Annotated in this window: 18 protein-coding genes; 12 read left to right on the top strand and 6 right to left on the bottom strand. The window is 75.4% G+C overall.

Going from position 1 to position 16418, the window contains the following annotated elements:
* Positions 1–18 precede the first annotated feature (18 nt).
* Genes ACH436_RS03785 through ACH436_RS03775 form a run of 3 tightly spaced genes read right to left on the bottom strand, consistent with a single transcriptional unit; the run spans position 19 to position 2359 of the window.
* Positions 19–969: an alpha/beta fold hydrolase gene (locus tag ACH436_RS03785; RefSeq protein ID WP_430558823.1), complete on the bottom strand. Its 951-nt coding sequence runs from the start codon at positions 967–969 to the stop codon at positions 19–21.
* Positions 970–978: 9 nt separating this feature from the next.
* Positions 979–1515 (bottom strand): GNAT family N-acetyltransferase, encoded by a 537-nt coding sequence (locus tag ACH436_RS03780; RefSeq protein WP_430558822.1) that lies wholly within the window; start codon positions 1513–1515, stop codon positions 979–981.
* A 40-nt stretch (positions 1516–1555) separates the two neighbouring features.
* Positions 1556–2359, bottom strand: a complete 804-nt coding sequence (locus tag ACH436_RS03775; protein WP_430558821.1) for an alpha/beta fold hydrolase — start codon at positions 2357–2359, stop codon at positions 1556–1558.
* 168 nt (positions 2360–2527) lie between these two features.
* Here ACH436_RS03775 and ACH436_RS03770 point away from each other — a divergent pair, with 168 nt between their 5' ends.
* Positions 2528–3547, top strand: a complete 1020-nt coding sequence (locus tag ACH436_RS03770; RefSeq protein WP_430558820.1) for an LLM class flavin-dependent oxidoreductase — start codon at positions 2528–2530, stop codon at positions 3545–3547.
* A 3-nt stretch (positions 3548–3550) separates the two neighbouring features.
* Here the strand turns inward: ACH436_RS03770 and ACH436_RS03765 are convergent, their stop codons facing one another.
* Together ACH436_RS03765 and ACH436_RS03760 are read right to left on the bottom strand one after the other, a co-directional pair.
* Positions 3551–4000: a pyridoxamine 5'-phosphate oxidase family protein gene (locus ACH436_RS03765; protein WP_430558819.1), complete on the bottom strand. Its 450-nt coding sequence runs from the start codon at positions 3998–4000 to the stop codon at positions 3551–3553.
* A gap of 10 nt (positions 4001–4010) precedes the next feature.
* Positions 4011–4676, bottom strand: coding sequence for a hypothetical protein (locus tag ACH436_RS03760; RefSeq protein ID WP_430558818.1), 666 nt, complete (start codon positions 4674–4676; stop codon positions 4011–4013).
* A 123-nt stretch (positions 4677–4799) separates the two neighbouring features.
* Here ACH436_RS03760 and ACH436_RS03755 point away from each other — a divergent pair, with 123 nt between their 5' ends.
* The 11 genes from ACH436_RS03755 to ACH436_RS03705 all read left to right on the top strand — a co-directional run bounded on the left by ACH436_RS03755 (position 4800) and on the right by ACH436_RS03705 (position 15735).
* The gene (locus ACH436_RS03755) at positions 4800–5840 is read left to right on the top strand and encodes a nitronate monooxygenase (RefSeq protein ID WP_430558817.1); all 1041 of its coding nucleotides are present in this window, start codon (positions 4800–4802) and stop codon (positions 5838–5840) included.
* A gap of 50 nt (positions 5841–5890) precedes the next feature.
* Positions 5891–6700 (top strand): hypothetical protein, encoded by an 810-nt coding sequence (locus tag ACH436_RS03750; RefSeq protein ID WP_430558816.1) that lies wholly within the window; start codon positions 5891–5893, stop codon positions 6698–6700.
* Positions 6701–6761: 61 nt separating this feature from the next.
* A complete protein-coding gene (locus ACH436_RS03745) occupies positions 6762–7562 on the top strand; it encodes an SDR family NAD(P)-dependent oxidoreductase (RefSeq protein WP_430558815.1) in 801 nt (266 codons plus the stop codon).
* A gap of 150 nt (positions 7563–7712) precedes the next feature.
* Positions 7713–7967 carry a helix-turn-helix domain-containing protein gene (locus tag ACH436_RS03740; protein WP_430558814.1) on the top strand — a complete coding sequence of 85 codons (255 nt, stop codon included), beginning with the start codon at positions 7713–7715 and terminating at the stop codon, positions 7965–7967.
* Entirely contained in the window at positions 7960–9384 is a 1425-nt protein-coding gene (locus tag ACH436_RS03735) for a type II toxin-antitoxin system HipA family toxin (RefSeq protein ID WP_430558813.1), read from the top strand. The genes ACH436_RS03740 and ACH436_RS03735 overlap by 8 nt, the downstream gene beginning before the upstream one ends.
* Before the next feature lie 56 nt (positions 9385–9440).
* The gene (locus ACH436_RS03730; RefSeq protein WP_430558812.1) at positions 9441–10148 is read left to right on the top strand and encodes a GNAT family N-acetyltransferase; all 708 of its coding nucleotides are present in this window, start codon (positions 9441–9443) and stop codon (positions 10146–10148) included.
* Between the two features lie 59 nt (positions 10149–10207).
* On the top strand, positions 10208–10651 hold the full coding sequence (locus ACH436_RS03725; protein ID WP_430558811.1) for a hypothetical protein: 444 nt from the start codon (positions 10208–10210) through the stop codon (positions 10649–10651).
* Between the two features lie 22 nt (positions 10652–10673).
* Positions 10674–11279: a GrpB family protein gene (locus ACH436_RS03720; protein WP_430558810.1), complete on the top strand. Its 606-nt coding sequence runs from the start codon at positions 10674–10676 to the stop codon at positions 11277–11279.
* A 749-nt stretch (positions 11280–12028) separates the two neighbouring features.
* Complete coding sequence (locus tag ACH436_RS03715; RefSeq protein WP_430558809.1) at positions 12029–12586, top strand: methylated-DNA--[protein]-cysteine S-methyltransferase; 558 nt, start codon at positions 12029–12031, stop codon at positions 12584–12586.
* Positions 12587–13268: 682 nt separating this feature from the next.
* Positions 13269–14453 carry a tyrosine-type recombinase/integrase gene (locus ACH436_RS03710; protein ID WP_430558808.1) on the top strand — a complete coding sequence of 395 codons (1185 nt, stop codon included), beginning with the start codon at positions 13269–13271 and terminating at the stop codon, positions 14451–14453.
* 4 nt (positions 14454–14457) lie between these two features.
* Positions 14458–15735 carry a phosphatidylserine/phosphatidylglycerophosphate/cardiolipin synthase family protein gene (locus ACH436_RS03705; protein ID WP_430558807.1) on the top strand — a complete coding sequence of 426 codons (1278 nt, stop codon included), beginning with the start codon at positions 14458–14460 and terminating at the stop codon, positions 15733–15735.
* 68 nt (positions 15736–15803) lie between these two features.
* Here ACH436_RS03705 and ACH436_RS03700 read toward each other — a convergent pair whose 3' ends face one another.
* Entirely contained in the window at positions 15804–16391 is a 588-nt protein-coding gene (locus ACH436_RS03700; RefSeq protein WP_429729328.1) for a MerR family transcriptional regulator, read from the bottom strand.
* Positions 16392–16418: the final 27 nt, after the last annotated feature.

The following is a 16418-nucleotide window of genomic DNA, read 5'->3' as shown; positions in this document are numbered from 1 at the left end:
TCGGCCTGGCGCCGCCGGTCAGCGGCGGGACCCGAGCCAGCGCTCCAGCTCGACGGCGAGCGCGACGGGCGCGTCGAGCTGCACCAGGTGCCCGGCGTCCGGGACCAGCCGCACGTCGGCGTGCGGGATGGCATCCGCCAGCCTGCGCGCCCGGTCCGGCGGGATCCACTGGTCCTGCTCGCCCCACAGCACGCGCACGGGGACGTCGAGGCCGCCCAGCAGCGGCTCGAGCTCGGCGGTGTACCGCTCGTCGGCCTGCGCGACCTGCCGGTAGAACGCCCCCTGCCCGGCCTCGTCCGTCCACGGGGCGACGAGCGCGGCCAGGTGCTCCGCCCGCAGCGGGTGGTGCGCGGCCGTGCGCACGTACGCCTCCAGCGCGCCCCGGTGCACGGCGGCGGGGACGGCCGCGAAGACGTCGGCGTGCTCACGCACCAGCGCGAAGTACGGCGAGCCCCACGGGCGCAGCGCCACCACGTCCACGAGGCACAGCGACGCGTACCGGGCGCCGTGCAGCAGCGCGGCGCGCAGGCTCACCGCGCCGCCGTAGTCGTGCGCGACGACGTGCGGCAGCGGCGGCTCGCCCGAGTCGGCACCGTCAGCACCGTCGGCGCCGTCGCCCGCCCACCCGTCGCGCCAGGACGCCAGCAGGGCAGCGAACGCCTCACCCTGCGTGCCCAGGTCGACGTCGTGCGCGGGCTCCTTCGACGAGGCGCCGTAGCCGGGCATGTCCCACAGGTGCACGGTGAACTCGGCGGCCAGGGCGCGGGCGTACGGCTCCCACAACCACGACGACCACGGCGTGCCGTGGCAGAACACCAGCGGCGGGCCGGAGCCGAACGCCGTCCAGGCGATCTGTCGGCCCCGCCACGGGAACCGTCGCTCCAGCAGCGTCGCCGGCGCGCCCACGGTCGTGGGCGCGCCGGCGGGCGCGCTGGTGGGCGTCGCGGGGGTCGGGGCGGTAGCGGTCATCGCCCGAGGCTAGGCCGCGGGGCCGGCCACCGCCCCCGCGACGCGGGTCGCACCCCGCCCAGCCCCGGCCGTGAGGTCGAGGGTGCGGAACACGCTGCACGGGTCGGGCAGGTAGGAGCCGAACGGCCCGCAGGGCACGAACCCGTGCCGCGCGTACAGGCGCCGCGCGGCCGCGAAGTACTCCTGCGGGCCCGTCTCCAGGCTCACCGCCGCGTACCCGCGCTCGCGGGCCAGCGTCACGAGCCGCTCCAGGACGGCGCCCGCCACGCCGCGCCCCCGCGCGGGACGGGCCGTGCGCATCGACTTCACCTCGCCCTGCCCCGGGCAGACGGCGGTGGTGGGCGTCAGCTCGCTCAGGGCGCCGCATCCCAGCAACGTCCCGTCGGCGTCGCGCGCCGTCAGGAACGTCACCGAGTCGACCAGCAGGCCGCCCAGGTCCAGGGCGTGCACGGACTCCGCGGGGGAGGTGGCGTGCATGTCGGCCAGGTGCTCGTCCAGCAGGGCACGCACGTCGGCGCGGTCGGGGGACTCGGGGGCGATGATCACCCCCGGATTCTCGCCCGCGGGTGTTTCACGCAGATGTCGGTCAGGGGGCGTGGACCGTGGGGTCGTCGCGCAGCACGTCCAGCAGCAGCGCCAGCACCGCGTCCGGCCGTTCCAGCACGGGCAGGTGCCCCGCCCACCCCAGCGCGGACAGCTCCGCGCCCGGCACCTCGTGCGCCACGTGCCGCGCGCACGCCTGCAGGGCGTCCATGTCGTGCCCACCCTCGACGACGAACGTCGGCACCCGGATGCCCGCGAGGTCGACCGCCACCCCGTCCGGGCCGGGCTCCGGCGACCCCGCGGCGCTCGCGGCCGCGTCGGCGGCCAGCTGCACCTCGAACGCCCGGCGCTGCATGGTCGCGAGCGCCTCGCGGGCGGCGTCGTCGGCGTCGGGCCCGAGCCACGTCGTCACGTTGAGCCGCACCGCACCCTCGACGTCACCCGCGGCCAGCAGGCGGGCCTCCTCGGCGTCGAACGCGTCGGACGCCTCGGTGTCGGGCACGCCGGGCGCCGCGGGGCACAGCAGCACGAGCTCGCGCACCCGGCCGGGGTGCGCCGTCGCGAGCTCGAGCGCCACCTTGCCGCCGAACGACGACCCCACCACGGCCGCGTCGGCGACGCCGAGCGTGTCGAGCAGGGCGACGACGTCGCCCGCGTTGGTGTAGCGGTGGCCGTCGGTGGGCAGCGGCGAGTCGCCGAAGCCGCGCAGGTCCGGCCGCAGGACCCGGAACCGGTGCGCCAGCGCGGGGGCCACGGCGTCCCACATGCGCCGGTCCGCCACCCCGGCGTGCAGCAGGACGACGGCGGGGGAGCCGGGGTCACCGGCGACGTCGTGAGCGAGAGTCATGCGCCCAGGCTAGGCGCGCGCCTCACCCAGGCACGAGGTCAGGCACGAGGTTTCGGGCGCCCGCCGCGCGAACCGCCCGCGCCGCGGAGATGACCGCGGAGACGATCGGCGGGACGATCGGGAGGACGCCCCGGGAAGCACCCGGGCCCGCTGGAGGTTGACGACCCCGTGAAGCACCTCGGATTCCTGTCCTTCGGCCACTGGACGCCGCACCCGCAGTCCGCCACCCGCTCGGCGTCCGACGCCCTGCTGCAGTCGATCGACCTCGCCGTGGCGGCCGAGGAGCTCGGCGCCGACGGCGCGTACTTCCGGGTGCACCACTTCGCCCGGCAGCTCGCCTCCCCGTTCCCCCTGCTCGCCGCCGTCGGCGCGCGCACGAGCCGCATCGAGATCGGCACCGCCGTCATCGACATGCGCTACGAGAACCCCCTGTACCTGGCCGAGGACGCCGGCGCCGCCGACCTCATCGCCGGCGGCAGGCTGCAGCTCGGCATCAGCCGCGGGTCACCCGAGCAGGTCGTCGACGGCTTCCGACACTTCGGGCACGAGCCGCGCCCCGGGGAGTCGGACGCCGACATGGCCCGCCGCCACACCGCCCGGTTCCTCGAGGTGCTCGACGGGGCGGGCTTCGCCGAGCCCAACCCGCGCCCCATGTTCCCCAACCCGCCCGGCCTGCTGCGCGTCGAGCCGCACTCCGAGGGCCTGCGCGAACGGATCTGGTGGGGTGCCGGCACGCGCGCCACCGCCGAGTGGACTGCCGCCCAGGGGATGAACCTCATGAGCTCCACGCTCCTGTCCGAGGACACCGGGGTGCCGTTCCACCGCCTGCAGGCCGAACAGATCCGGCGCTTCCGTGACGCCTGGGCCGCCGCCGGTCACGGGTGGGAACCCCGCGTGTCCGTCTCGCGCAGCGTCTTCCCCATCACCGACGAACGCGACCGCACCTACTTCGGCCTCGAGACCGCCAGCACCGACCAGGTCGGCGTCCTCGAGGGCGTCCGCGCCCGCTTCGGCAAGACGTACGCCGGCGAGATCGACCGCGTGGTGGCCGACCTCGCCGAGGACGAGGCCGTCGCCGCGGCCGACACCCTCCTGCTCACCGTGCCCAACCAGCTCGGCGTCGAGTACAACGCCCACGTCATCGAGAACGTCGTCCGGCACGTCGCGCCCGCCCTCGGCTGGCGCTGAGGCTCAGCCCGCCCCGCCCACCAGGTCCTCCACCACCGGGGGAGAGGTGCGGTAGTCGCCCCAGCGCGCCCACCGCACCACCACCCGCACCACCACGATGCCCGGGTCGTCCAACGACGCCGCGAACTGCGGGAACGCCGCCCGGTACGCGGCCGCGCACCGGACCCGGGCGGCTCCCGACGGTTCGTCCGCCACACCCTGCAGCTGGAGCGTCGTGCCGCCCGGGCCGCCCACGACCACCGCCACCCGCGGGTCGCGCCGCAGGTTCGCCACCTTGCGGGACCCCTCCCGCGCGTCGAAGACCAGCTCGCCCCGCGCCGTCACCGCCAACGTCAGGTACGCGGCCTGCGGGCCACCGTCCGGGCCCAGCGTCGACACCACCCCGTCGCCCACCGCCCGCACGTGCTCGACCACCCGCTCCAGCGCAGCACCCGACAGGCCCGACGACGTCATGCGCGCGACCCTAGCGGGCACCACGCACCCCGACAGGCACCGCCGCGTCCACCACCCTCACCAGCGCCGGCACGGCCCGGCCCCGGTCCACCACGTGCACCTCCGACCACCCACCGGCCGCACCGCCACCCGAGACCGCGACCAGCCCCGCACGCTGCGCCGCCCACCGCCGCCAGTGCCGCGCGAACGCCCGCGACCGCACCACCCGGCCCCGCGCCTCCTGCCCCGACAACGCCTCGTCGCGCCCCACGTCGACCATCACCAGCACCGGACGCCACCCCGCCCGCCGCGCCAGGCACGCCCACCACCGCCGCCGCGCCCGCGACGTCGCCGGGTCGTGCACCACCAGCACCCCCGCACCGTCACCTGCACCGACACCCGCACGGCAGCCACCATCCACGCCCTCCCACGGGCCCCTCAGCACCGCCCGCACCACCCCCACCAGGTGACGCACGTGCACCACCGGCCGGTACACCGCGTACGGCACCCCGCGCGGCACCCGACCCCGCAGCTCACGACGCGCCGCCTCGCTGTCCAGCACCCGCACCCCCGGACGCAACCCCGCCACCCACGCGAGCGCCGTGCTCTTGCCCGCCCCCGGCACACCACCCACCAGCACGAACGTCCCCGTCCCGGCGCCCCGCACCGTCACGTCCTCCCGCACCAACGCCGTCATGCGGTGCTCTCACCCCTCCTCGTACCGAACCCTCGTCGCCCGCCACCCGGCGGGGCGCCCAGCGTGCCAGGCCCGCATGAGCGCCAGATGAGACCGCACCCGCCCGGTGGCACGATGCGGAACATGGCCCGCACCACCCTCCTCGGCACCGACCTGCCCCTCGTCGCCGCCCCCATGGCCGGAGGCCCCACCACCCTCGACCTCCTGTCCGCCACCACCGAGGCCGGCGCCCTCGCCTTCCTCGCCGGCGGCTACCAGACCCCCCAGGCCCTCGCCGACCAGATCCGCCACGCCCACCAGCGCACCCACACCTTCGGCGTCAACCTCTTCGTCCCCTCCACGACGCCCGCGCCCGACCCGGCGGCGCTCGCGGCCTACGCCCACCGGATCGCGCCGGACGCCGCGGCGCACGGCGTCGACCTCGACGCCGTGCTGGCCGCCCTGCCCGCGGCCGACGACGACGGCTGGGCGGCGAAGGTCGACCTGCTGCGCCGCGACCCCGTGCCCGTCGTGTCGTTCACGTTCGGACCCCCGCCTGCGGCGGACGTCGCGGCCCTGCGCGCGGCAGGCTCCGTCGTCCTGGTCACGGTCACGACCCCGCAGGAGGCCGCGGCGGCCACGGAGCTGGGCGCGGACGGCCTCGTGGTGCAGGGACCGCGCGCGGGCGGGCACAGCGGCACCTGGGACCCCGCCCGCACCGTCGGCGACGGCACGACCACCGACGTCGTCGCCGCCGTCGTGGCGCGCACCCACCTCCCGGTGATCGCCGCCGGGGGAGTGGACGACGCCCCCGCCGTCGCCGCCCTGCTGCGGGCCGGGGCACAGGCGGTCGCCGTCGGCACCCTCCTGCTGCGCACCGACGAGGCCGGCACCACCCGCACCCACCGGGACGCCCTCGCCGACCCCCGGTTCCCGACGACGGCGATGACCCGCGCGTTCACGGGCCGCCCGGCCCGCGCCCTCGTCAACGGGTTCCTCACCCGCCACGACGCGCACGCCCCGGACGCCTACCCGCAGGTGCACCACCTCACCCGCGAGCTGCGCCGCCGTGCGGCCGCCGCCGGGGACGCCGCCCGGCTGCACCTGTGGGCGGGGACCGGCCACCGCAGCGCAGCCACCGGCCCCGCCGCCGACGTCGTCCGGGCGCTCGCCGCCCGCCTGTGACGGGCGCGCGGCGCCGCCGCGACCCCGCGCCGGTTCGCTAGGTTGCCGTCATGGACGCCACCTGGGACCCGCCGACCGTGCTGCAGGCCGCCGCCGAGTGGTCCTGGGTGCCGCCCGACGCGCAGTGCGTCGTCACGGACGTCACCCTAACCCGCTGGCCGGCCTGGGCGCAGGGTCGCGTCGTCCTCACCGGAATCGCGTCCACCCGGGCCCCTGAGGACGTCCTGCGCGGGGCCGTCGAGCAGGCGCGCGCCTGGGGCAGCGACACCCTCGGCGTCTGGGTCTCGGCCAGCAGCACCCCGGACCTGACCGACCTGCTGCTCGCCCGCGGCGCGCGGCTGGAGGACACCGTGGACGTGCTCGCCCGCGACCTCGACCCCGCGCACCTCGAGCACGACGTGCCGCCCCGGCCCGACAGGCGGCTCGAGGTGCGACGGGTGACCGCCGTGGACGGGCTGCGCGACGCCGACCGCGTCGACACCGCCGTGTGGGACCAGCAGCCCATGGACGACGAGCGCCTCGCCGTCGCCGCGCGCACCCTGCTCGCCGACGACAGCCGCGAGCTCCGCGTCGTCGCCTACCAGGACGGCGAACCCGTGGCCTCCGCCGGCGTCACCCTCGCGGCGGCGCCGCGGCCGGAGCTGGGCGTCGTGGCCCGGCTGTGGGGCGCAGGCACCGTGCCCCACCGTCGTGGGCGTGGCGCGTACCGCGCCGTGCTCGAGGAACGGCTGCGCCTGTCCGTCGCCGCGGGGGCGTCGCTCGCGCTCGTCAAGGGGCGGGTCAGCACCTCCGCCCGCATCCTGCGCAAGGCCGGGTTCGCACGCTACGGCGAGGAGCACTACTACCGGCTCGCGCTCTGACCCGGCGGCGGCACGAAGGCTGCCGCCGCGAGGCTCGCACCGCTCGACGAGGAGGACGGACGTGACAACAGCTTCAGCAGGCAGGTTCGAGGGCCGCGTCGCGCTGGTCACCGGCGGCGCCCACGGGATCGGTGCGGCGACCGTGCGCCGCCTGCACGCCGAGGGCGCCACCGTCGTGGTCGCGGACCTCGACGTCGACGCCGCGCAGCGCGCCGTCGACGCCCTGCCCGACGGGCGCACCGGTACCGCCGCGTCGGCCGTCGCCTGCGACATCACCGACACGGCGTCGGTCGAGCGCGCCGTGTCCACGACGCTCGACCGGCACGACCGCCTGGACGTACTCGTCGGCGTGGCCGGCGGCACCGGCGTGCACCCCGGCCTCCTCGACGGGATGGACGACACCACCTGGGCCGCCGGCGTCGACCTCAACCTGGCCGGCCCGGCCCGCTGCGTCCGCGCCGCGGCCCCACACCTGCCGCGCGGCGGCGCGATCGTGCTGGTCGGATCCGTCAACGGCCTCCAGGCGTTCGGCGACGAGGACTACTCGGCGGCGAAGGCCGGGCTCGTGTCCCTGGCGCAGAACCTGGCGGTGCGCCTCGGCGGACGCGGCGTGCGGATCAACGTCGTCGCCCCCGGTACCGTCCGCACCCGCTCGTGGGACCAGCGCACCGACCCGGACCGGCTCGCGTCGCTGTACCCGCTCGGCCGGATCGGCGAGCCCGACGACGTCGCCGCCGCGATCGCGTTCCTGGCCTCCGACGACGCGGCCTGGATCACCGGCGTCACCCTGCCGGTCGACGGCGGCGTCCTCGCGGGCCCCGTCGCGCGGTTCGAGTCCCTCGGGGGTGGGGGAGAGCGCTGACATCGCTCCGGCCGGCAGACAGGCGTATCGCGTGGACGCTCCCGCGTGATGTCACCGATCGTTGACATCACGTCGAATGTTGCTTAGCGTTGACATTCCTCGGGATGTCGGCGCTCGCTGACATGGCATCGGGGCAGGGGAGGGGAGTCCATGATCGTCGCCAACGCCGAGCAGCTGGGGGCCCTGCTGCGCCAGGCCCGCAAGGACAAGGGCATGACGCAGGCGCAGCTGGCCGCCGCCGTCGACGTGTCCCGGCAGTGGGTCATCGCCGCGGAGGCGGGAGCGCCGACGGCGCGGCTCGACCTCGTGCTCGACGCGCTGCGCGCCGTCGATCTCGTCGTCGACGTCGGACCTGACGAGCCCGACGACGCCCTCGACGCCGTGCTGGGCCGCGCCCGTGGCTGAGCGCAGGACCCGCGCCGCCGCAGGGCGTGCCGCTGACCGGCTCGACGTCTGGCTCGACGGCGCCCACGCGGGCACCCTCGTCCGCGACCGTGGCGGGGACGTCACGTTCGCGTACACGCCGTCCTACCAGGCGCTGCGGTCCGCGCCGTCGCTCTCGGTGAGCATGCCCCGGCACGTCGCCGAGCACGGCGCGGACGTGGCCATGCCCTGGATCGACAACCTCCTGCCGGACAACGACACGGTGCGCGCCCGCTGGGCCGCGCAGTTCGACGAGCGGCGCCCGACGGCGTTCAACCTGCTGCGGCACATGGGGGCCGACTGCGCGGGCGCCGTCCAGGTGGTGCCTGCGGGAGAAGAGCCGCGCGACGGCGCGGGCGCCCGCCCCCTCGGCACCCGGGAGATCGCCGCGCACCTGCGCGAGCTACGGGCGGACGACGCCTCGTGGGCGTTCGAGCACCACGGCGGGCGGTTCTCGCTCGGAGGCCAGCAGGGCAAGTTCGCCCTGGCTCGCGCGGCCGACGGGTCGTGGCACCAGCCCACCGGCCGGGGCGCCAGCACCCACATCTTCAAGATCGGCGTCGACGGCATCGCGCACTCCGCGGCCGCGGAGCTCGTCACCATGCGCGCGGCGCGCGCCCTCGGGCTGCCTGTCGCCGCCGTCGAGTCCGCGTGGTTCGAGGACCAGGCGGCCGTCGTGGTCGAGCGGTTCGACCGGCTGGTGACCCGTGACGGCGGTGCGCGCCGGCTGCACCAGGAGGACATGTGCCAGGCGCTCGGCCTGTGGCGGTCGGCGAAGTACGAGGCCGACGGCGGCCCCGGCGTGCGCGACCTCGCCCGGCTCGTGGCCCGTGCCGTCGACCGCCGCGACCTCGCCCGGTCGCGCGACGACCTCGCGCGCACCGTCGTCTTCAACTGGGTGGCCGCCGGGACCGACGCGCACGCCAAGAACCTCGCGCTGCTGCACGTCGGCGCCCGCACCGCGCTCGCCCCGCTGTACGACCTGGTCAGCGCGAGCCTGCTGTGGCCGGCCGACGAGATCCGGTTCAAGGGGCGCCTCGCCATGAAGCTCGGTGGCGAGTACCGCCTGCGCGCGCTGGGGCCACGGCACGTCGAGCGTGCCGCCACCGACCTCGGGGTCGACGGCGGCTGGCTCGCCGACGTCGCCGCCGCGTACGCCGCGGCCTGGCCGGACGCCGTCAGGGACGCCGTGGCGCACGAGCGCACCCTGGTGCCCGCCGACGTCGCGGGGGAGTTCGTCGACCGGGCCGCCGCGCGCGCCGCGGACGTCGTCCGCGCGCTCGGCGCGAGCGGCGGGGGAGCGGCCCCCGCTCCGGCGCCTGGCGCCACCTGGGTGCCCGCGCACGAGCGGTCCGGTCGCGCCGTCGCCGGCCACTGGCGAGCCCGCCCGGGGCGGTGATCGCGGGGCCTCAGGAATTCGCTGTTCGTCGGTGCCGGCCTCGGAGAGAATCCACCATGCTCACCCTCGAGGAGATCTTTCCGCCGTTCGCCCTGCGCGTCGCCTGCGGGCCCGTCGAGCTGCGCGTCCTGCGCGACGACGACCTGCCCGAGCTCGTCGAGCTGGTGCGCGGCGGCATCGAGGACCCGGACCTGCCCATGCCGTTCCTGCTGGACTGGCACGCGCAGCCGTTCTCCGTCGGCGCGCCGGACGGGTTCCCGACCACGTCGCTGGCGTGGTGGTGGGCGCAGCGGGCGACGTTCACACCCGGGGAGTGGCGGCTCGCGCTGGCGGTGCGGCGTGACGGGGCGCTCGTCGGCATGCAGGACCTGCACGCCAGGTCGTTCGCGCACACCGGCGTCGTCAGCACGGGGTCGTGGTTGGGCCGGGCGCACCACGGGATCGGCACGGGCACGCTGATGCGCCAGCTGGCCGTCGGGTTCGCGTTCGACGAGCTCGGGGCGCAGCGGTGCGAGTCGGGATACGTGGTGGGCAACCACGCCTCGGCGGCCGTCAGCCGCAAGGTCGGGTACGCGGACAACGGGCGGCACCGGATCGTGCAGCGCACCCGCCAGGGCACCCACGGCGTCGACGAGCAGCGTGTGGTCGTGACGCCGGAGACGTTCGTGCGGCCGGGCACCGAGGTCGTCGTGGAGGGTGCGGACGTGCTGCGCCGGTTCCTGGGCATCGAGCGAGGCGCCGAGGAACCCCGGACGAACGGCTAGTGGGGCGGGCCCCGAGGTGCGACCTCCTGGGGGCGCCGCCGGTGGCAGACTGTCGGAGCATGACGCACCTGCGCGCACGCACGACGACCGCGATCGCGGCGGCGGCTCTGGCGGCGGTGGCGGCCGGCTGCTCGAGCGGTGACGCCCCAGGATCGGCTTCCTGCGCCGCGCCAGAGCTGTCATGGGCCCAGCAGGCGGCCTCGCCGGGTGAGCTGGTGACGCTCCAGGGGACGGCGATGGTGGTGGGCTGCGACGATACCGGCGCCGGCGACCCGGAACGCCCGATGCGCATCACGTCGACACAGATGTTCGTCGACGGCGAGGCTCGCCCTGCGCCGAAGGTCGACGACGAGGTCGTCGCCACGGACTCCGGACAGCTCCAGCTGCAGGTCGCGGTGCCCGACGATGCTCCTGACGGCGCCGTGCTGACGGTCGAGGTCACCGAGAGCGAGGGTGCCGTCGTCCGCTCCGGCGAGCTCGCCGTCGCCGGCGAGGGCGCGTAGAGGTCCGGCTAGGGTCGGCCTCGTGACCGACGCCAACCCCGCTGCACTGCGTCCGCACGATCCGCGATGGCTGCCCCGTGCGGCGGCCTGGTTGGACCGGATCGCAGGAGCGTTGGGCGACCTGCCAGGAGGTGGCACGGCGGCGTTCGATCACATCGGCTCGACGTCCGTCCCCGGCCTTGCGGCCAAGCCCTACGTCGACCTACAGGTCCGGATCGACCCGTTGCCGGGGGAGGAGCCGCTGCAGGAGCGGCTTCGACCGCTGGGCCTCGTGCGCTCCCACGGCTCGCGGCGCGACTCACCGGGGGTGTACGCCGACCTGCCGCGCGGCGGGGACAGCCGGGTGCCTGCGGACGTGTGGGAGAAGCGCCTGTACATCCATCCCCAGCAGAACCTGATCCTGCACGTGCGGCGCACGGACTCGTCGTGGGGCCTGTACACGGTCTGGTTCCGCGACTGGCTCCGTGAGCACGCGAGTGCTCGTGCCCGGTACGAGACGACCAAGAGGCGCCTGTCCGCGCAGAACGCCGGCAAGAGCGACTACGACGACTACACGCTCGCCAAGAGTGCGTTCTTCGACGAGGTCGAGCAGGAGTTCGTCTCCTGGGCGAAGTCACGCCCACGCTGACCGTCATCCCGAGGCACGGGGGCTCACACAGTCCGTGCTGTCGGTGAACCGATAATGCACATTATGTCATTACGAGTGAAGGAAGCGGCCCAGCACCCCTCCCTCGTGGACGTCGGACGGCAGCCCCGACGCTCGCCACCGACACACGACTCCAGCGGTCGGCGCACGCTCGACGGCTGTTCGTCGACCGGATCAGGACTCGGCACGGGCGCGCTGGACGATCAGGTCGCGACAGCAGCCACCAGGACCCGTGGTGCGACGTCGTCCAGCGGCCCGGCGGCGTCGCCCAGCCATGACGTCGCGTGACGTCGCGTGATGTCGCCGGCTCGCGCGCCGACCACCGTTACGTCTCGCGTTCCTCGTGCGCCTGGCCGAGCTCTCGCGTGACTCGTCCCACCAGGACGCGTGTCGAACCCGCCCGGCGCCGTGCGAGACCGACCGCCGCGCCCGGCTTCCCCGCGTGATCCGATCCCCCGGGTGGCCCGGCAGGCCGTCCCAGGGCACGCTGTGCGGATCGGGCCACCGGACCACGCCCCGGCCCGGCCCGACCAGAACGAGCTCTCGCCATGCGGGCCGACCCGCGGTAGAGTGATTCGGACATACACCCCAAACCATTGTGTATGACACAACACAGTTGTTTCAGGCAGGTCCCGCCTTCCTGCGCCGTGACACGCACAGGCGCCCTCGAGCCCCCTCCTCCGGCGGCCTCGCCGTGTTCCCTGTCGGACGGCGGACCTACGGTGAGTGTCATGGCCACTCCCCCCGGCGGGCTCGCGTTCTGCGTCTTCCCCACCGCGATCGGGCACTGCGCCCTCGTGTGGCGTGCGCCTGGCGTCGTCGTGGGCACCGCACTCCCCCATGACTCGGCGCAGCAGACCCGCGACGCCATCAGGGGGCGGTACCCGACCGCGCGCGAGGCCGTCCCGGCCTCTGCGCTCGCCGCCGCCGTGGCGGGCGTGGTCAGCCTCCTCGAGACCGGTGGCGGCGACCTGTCCGGCGTCGACCTCGACCTCACCGCCGTCCCGGACTTCGACCGCCGCGTGTACGAGGCGGTGCGCACCATCCCGGCCGGCGAAACCCTCACCTACGGCGAGGTGGCAGCGCGGCTCGGCGCCCCCGGCGCAGCACAGGCGGTGGGCCAGGCCCTGGGACGCAACCCCTTCCCGCCGATCGTGCCGTGCCACCGGGTGCTCGCGGCAGGGCGCCAGGTCGGCGGGTTCTCCGCTCGCGGCGGGCGGCGCACCAAGCTGCGCATGCTCGAGGCCGAGGGCGTGCACCTCGAGCACCCCACCCTCTTCGACGTCTGAGCCCGCCTCTCCCCCACGACGCCGGGCTGCAGGCCTTCCCGTACGCCCCGGCGCGGGACGACGTCACTCGCTCAGCGTGTGGCCATGGGCCGGCCTCCCCCGGAGAGCCATGAGCCCGACAGGGTCGGCCACGGCGTGCGGGTGCATGGCCGCGAGCGCCGCCTGCAGACGGACGCGCACGGCAGACGCAGACGCCGGGGCTCCCGCACCCGTCAATCGGCGTCCCCTGGAGGCGATGCTGGGTCCCCACGTGGCGACGCTCCCTACGTGGGCCTGCGCAGCGAGACCCGGTGGCACGACGCTCGTCCAGGAGGACTCCGTGTGGCGTGTGTGCTGCGGCCCTTTCCGGCAGGGCTCGTGGACGCGATCGATGGCCCGGAGTCGTCCTGGCACGCGGCAGCTCGTTGCGAAACGTCCGCGAGCGCCCTGTCCTCCTCGCTGGCGACGCCGGACACCCGTGCGACCGCCGTCGAGTCTCCCTCCACGCCGGTGGGGGCGCTGGTAGACGCACGCATGTCGCCTGGTGGGCGGGGCGACGAGCTGCCGGCCGACCCCACGGCGCTCGCGGCCGTCCTGGGCTCGGCCCGTCCGCGCCAGCGGGCCGGGGTCGCAGCCTGACGTGCACGGAGGGTCCGGCGGGCGCCGGGAGGGTCGTGTCGGTGCGCCCGCCTAGCCTGGTCCCGTGGTCGCCCCTCCCCGTCTGAACCGCCTCACGGTGGCCGCGGCCGCCGACCGTTATCTCGCGTCGGTGCAGGTGGAGAGCGTGCGCGGGGTCCTGTCCCCCGCCACGGCGCGCAGCTACGAGCGGGACGTGCGGGAGTTCGCCGCGCTGGTCGGCGAGGCCCGCGTGCTGGACGACGTGACCGGCGAGGACGTCGACGACGCGCTGGTGCGCTACCAGGCCAGTCCGGACGGCCGGTACCGGGACCCGGGGCGCAAGGGCGCTCCCGGGCGGTCGGTCGCGACGGTCAACCGGTTCCGCCAGTCGGTGAGCCGGTTCTTCGCGCACGCGGCCCGGCAGTGCTGGGTGCAGGCGGACCCGATGCAGTGGGCCGCCCCGCCGGCGCGTTCCCGGGACCGCCTGCGGGTGGAGCGCACGGCGCTGTCGGCGTCGGCGGCGGGCGCGCTGCTGCAGGCGTCGGCCGTGCCCGACCGGCCCGCACCCGCGCCGGGTGCCGGCGCGCGTTCCTCGCGCTCGGACCAGGCGTTGGCGCTGCGGGACCGGCTGGTGGTCGCGCTGCTCCTCGTGCTGGGCCCTCGGGTGTCGGAGCTGGCGCGGGCCGACGTCGCGGACTTCACGCGAGAGCCGGAGGAGACGCGGTGGCGGATCGTCGGCAAGGGCGGCTCGACCCGGACCGTCGCGTTGTCCGCGCCCCTGGCGGCGGCGCTCGAGGAGTACCTGCACGAGCTGCGGCCGCGGCTCGCCGCCCGGCGGCCTGACGACCCGGACGCGCAGCGCGCCCTGCTGCTCACCTGGCGGGGCCGGCGCGTCGACACACAGGCGGTGCGTGCCCTGCTGGCGCGTGCCGTGGAGCGCATGCCCGCCCCGTACCGGCGGCCGGCGACGCCCCACGCGCTGCGGCACACCACCGCCACGCTGCTGGTGGCCGAGGGCTGGGACGTCAAGGTCGTCGCGGAGCTGCTGGGTCACCGGTCGATCGCCACCACGGGCGTGTACCTGGACCGGATCGAAGGCGAGCTCGCCGCGGCGATCCGGTCGCACCCCCTCTCGGCGGGGCTCGTGGTCCCCGGTGCGACAGCGGCCGAGGCACCGCCGCAGGAGGCTGGAGCGAGCCCGGATGCGGGTGACATCAGCGACGTACCCGACAGTTCGTCGAGCATTGCCGACGCCCCGTGGCTACGGTGAGCCCGTGCCGCCTCGCCTCCCCCGCCTCCGCCAGCCCGTCCGCATCCAGTTCGACTGGCCCGCCCTGCGCCGGTACGCGACCCGGGGCGCCGTCCTGGCCGCCGCGGTCCCCGTCGCTGCGGCGGCGACGGTGATGGGGCTCGAGCGGTTCCGCCGCCACCAGTACCCGCTGGACAAGCCGTTCCCCACGGCGCCCCCGTCGTCCACCGACATCGAGGACACGACCGCGACGCTCTACACGTACGGGGCGGACCTGTACGACGCGATGCTCGAGGCGATCCGCGGCGCGCAGCGGGAGATCTTCCTGGAGACGTACATCTGGAAGGACGACGAGGTCGGGCGCCGGTTCAAGGAGGCCCTGGTGGAGGCGGCCGCGCGCGGGGTGGCGGTCTACGTCGTCTACGACGGCTTCGCGAACCTCGTGATCTCGCGGCGCTTCTACGACCTTCCGGGGGTGCACGTGCTGCGCTTCCCCGCGATGCGTCCGGGTCTGCTGATGCTGGACGTGCGCCGCTCGGGCCGCGACCACCGCAAGATCCTCGTCGTGGACGACGAGACCGCGTTCGTCGGCGGGTACAACATCGGGTCCCTGTACGCGACGCAGTGGCGGGACACGCACCTGCGCCTGACGGGCCCGTCGGCGTGGGAGCTGCGGAACGCCTTCGTCGACTTCTGGAACCGGTGGCGGGGGCCGCGGCTGCCCGTGCTGCAGGACGTCGGGTCCTCGCTGTGGCTGCCCGAGCTGCGCGCGGCGCGCAACGCGCCCTCCGAGCTCGTCTTCCCCATCCGGGGCCTCTACCTCGACGCGATCGACCGCGCCTGCTCGCACGTGTACATCACGCAGGCGTACTTCATCCCGGACGAGGACATCCAGGCGGGGCTCCTGGCCGCGGCGGCGCGCGGAGTGGACGTGCGTGTCCTCGTGCCGGAGCGGTCGAACCACGTGGTGGCCGACTGGCTCGCCCGCGGGCACTACTCGACGCTGCTGCGCGGAGGGGTGCGGATCTTCCTGTACCAGGGGGCGATGATCCACGCGAAGACCGCGACCATCGACGGGCGCTGGACCACCGTCGGCACGGCCAACATCGACCGGCTGAGCCTCACGGGCAACTACGAGATCAACCTCGAGGTCGTGCACGTCGGGCTCGCGGACCAGCTCGAGGACGCCTTCCGCATGGACCAGTCGAACTCCCGCGAGCTGACGCTCGGCGAGTGGCAGCACCGGCACCCGCTGTCGAAGGTGGCCGAGCGGCTCATGTCGCCGCTGCGGCCCCTCCTCTGAGGCGTCCCCGAGCTCGACCGCTCATGGACGGCTCCGGGTTTCGGCCGGGGCAGTACGGGGGGCGGTGGTCAGCCGGCGGAGCGGGCGCGACGCCGGGCGGCGAGCTCGTCGCCCTCGTGCGCGGCGGGCTCCTCGTCCTCCAGGGACTCGGTCGGCATCTCGGACAGCGTGCCCTCGATGTCGCGCCACACGCGGCCGACCGCGATGCCGAAGACGCCCTGGCCGCCCTGGACGAGGTCGACGACCTCGTCGGGGGACGTGCACTCGTAGACGGAGGCGCCGTCGCTCATCAGCGTGATCTGCGCGAGGTCCTCGACGCCGCGCTCACGCAGGTGCGTCACGGCGCTGCGGATCTGGTGCAGGGAGACGCCGGTGTCGAGCAGTCGCTTGACGACCTTGAGGACGAGGATGTCGCGGAAGCTGTACAGGCGGTGCGTGCCGGAGCCCGTCGCGGGCCGGATGGACGGTTCGACGAGGCCGGTGCGCGCCCAGTAGTCGAGCTGGCGGTAGGTGATCCCCGCGACCCGGCACGCCGTGGTGCCGCGGTACCCGGTGGCGGCGTCCTGCTCCGTGAGGTCCTCGCCGAAGAGGAGCCCCTGGGCGCCGTGCGGCACCGAAGCACCCGTGGGGACGCTTGCCTCACCGCTGCTGTTCACTGTGCCTCCTGGTGTTCGACTCCACGC

The organism is Isoptericola sp. NPDC019693, assembly GCF_044389085.1.
GTDB lineage: Bacteria > Actinomycetota > Actinomycetes > Actinomycetales > Cellulomonadaceae > Isoptericola.
Note: the sequence above shows the minus strand (reverse complement) of the source record. Positions and strands in the feature narration are given on the sequence as shown.

Coding starts and splice junctions, on each gene's coding strand:
- ACH436_RS03715 (WP_430558809.1), top strand. CDS start 12,029: ATGGCCACTCCCCCCGGCGGGCTCGCGTTCTGCGTCTTCCCCACCGCG.
- ACH436_RS03775 (WP_430558821.1), bottom strand. CDS start 2,359: ATGACTCTCGCTCACGACGTCGCCGGTGACCCCGGCTCCCCCGCCGTC.
- ACH436_RS03755 (WP_430558817.1), top strand. CDS start 4,800: ATGGCCCGCACCACCCTCCTCGGCACCGACCTGCCCCTCGTCGCCGCC.
- ACH436_RS03730 (WP_430558812.1), top strand. CDS start 9,441: ATGCTCACCCTCGAGGAGATCTTTCCGCCGTTCGCCCTGCGCGTCGCC.
- ACH436_RS03725 (WP_430558811.1), top strand. CDS start 10,208: ATGACGCACCTGCGCGCACGCACGACGACCGCGATCGCGGCGGCGGCT.
- ACH436_RS03785 (WP_430558823.1), bottom strand. CDS start 969: ATGACCGCTACCGCCCCGACCCCCGCGACGCCCACCAGCGCGCCCGCC.
- ACH436_RS03740 (WP_430558814.1), top strand. CDS start 7,713: ATGATCGTCGCCAACGCCGAGCAGCTGGGGGCCCTGCTGCGCCAGGCC.
- ACH436_RS03765 (WP_430558819.1), bottom strand. CDS start 4,000: ATGACGTCGTCGGGCCTGTCGGGTGCTGCGCTGGAGCGGGTGGTCGAG.
- ACH436_RS03750 (WP_430558816.1), top strand. CDS start 5,891: ATGGACGCCACCTGGGACCCGCCGACCGTGCTGCAGGCCGCCGCCGAG.
- ACH436_RS03760 (WP_430558818.1), bottom strand. CDS start 4,676: ATGACGGCGTTGGTGCGGGAGGACGTGACGGTGCGGGGCGCCGGGACG.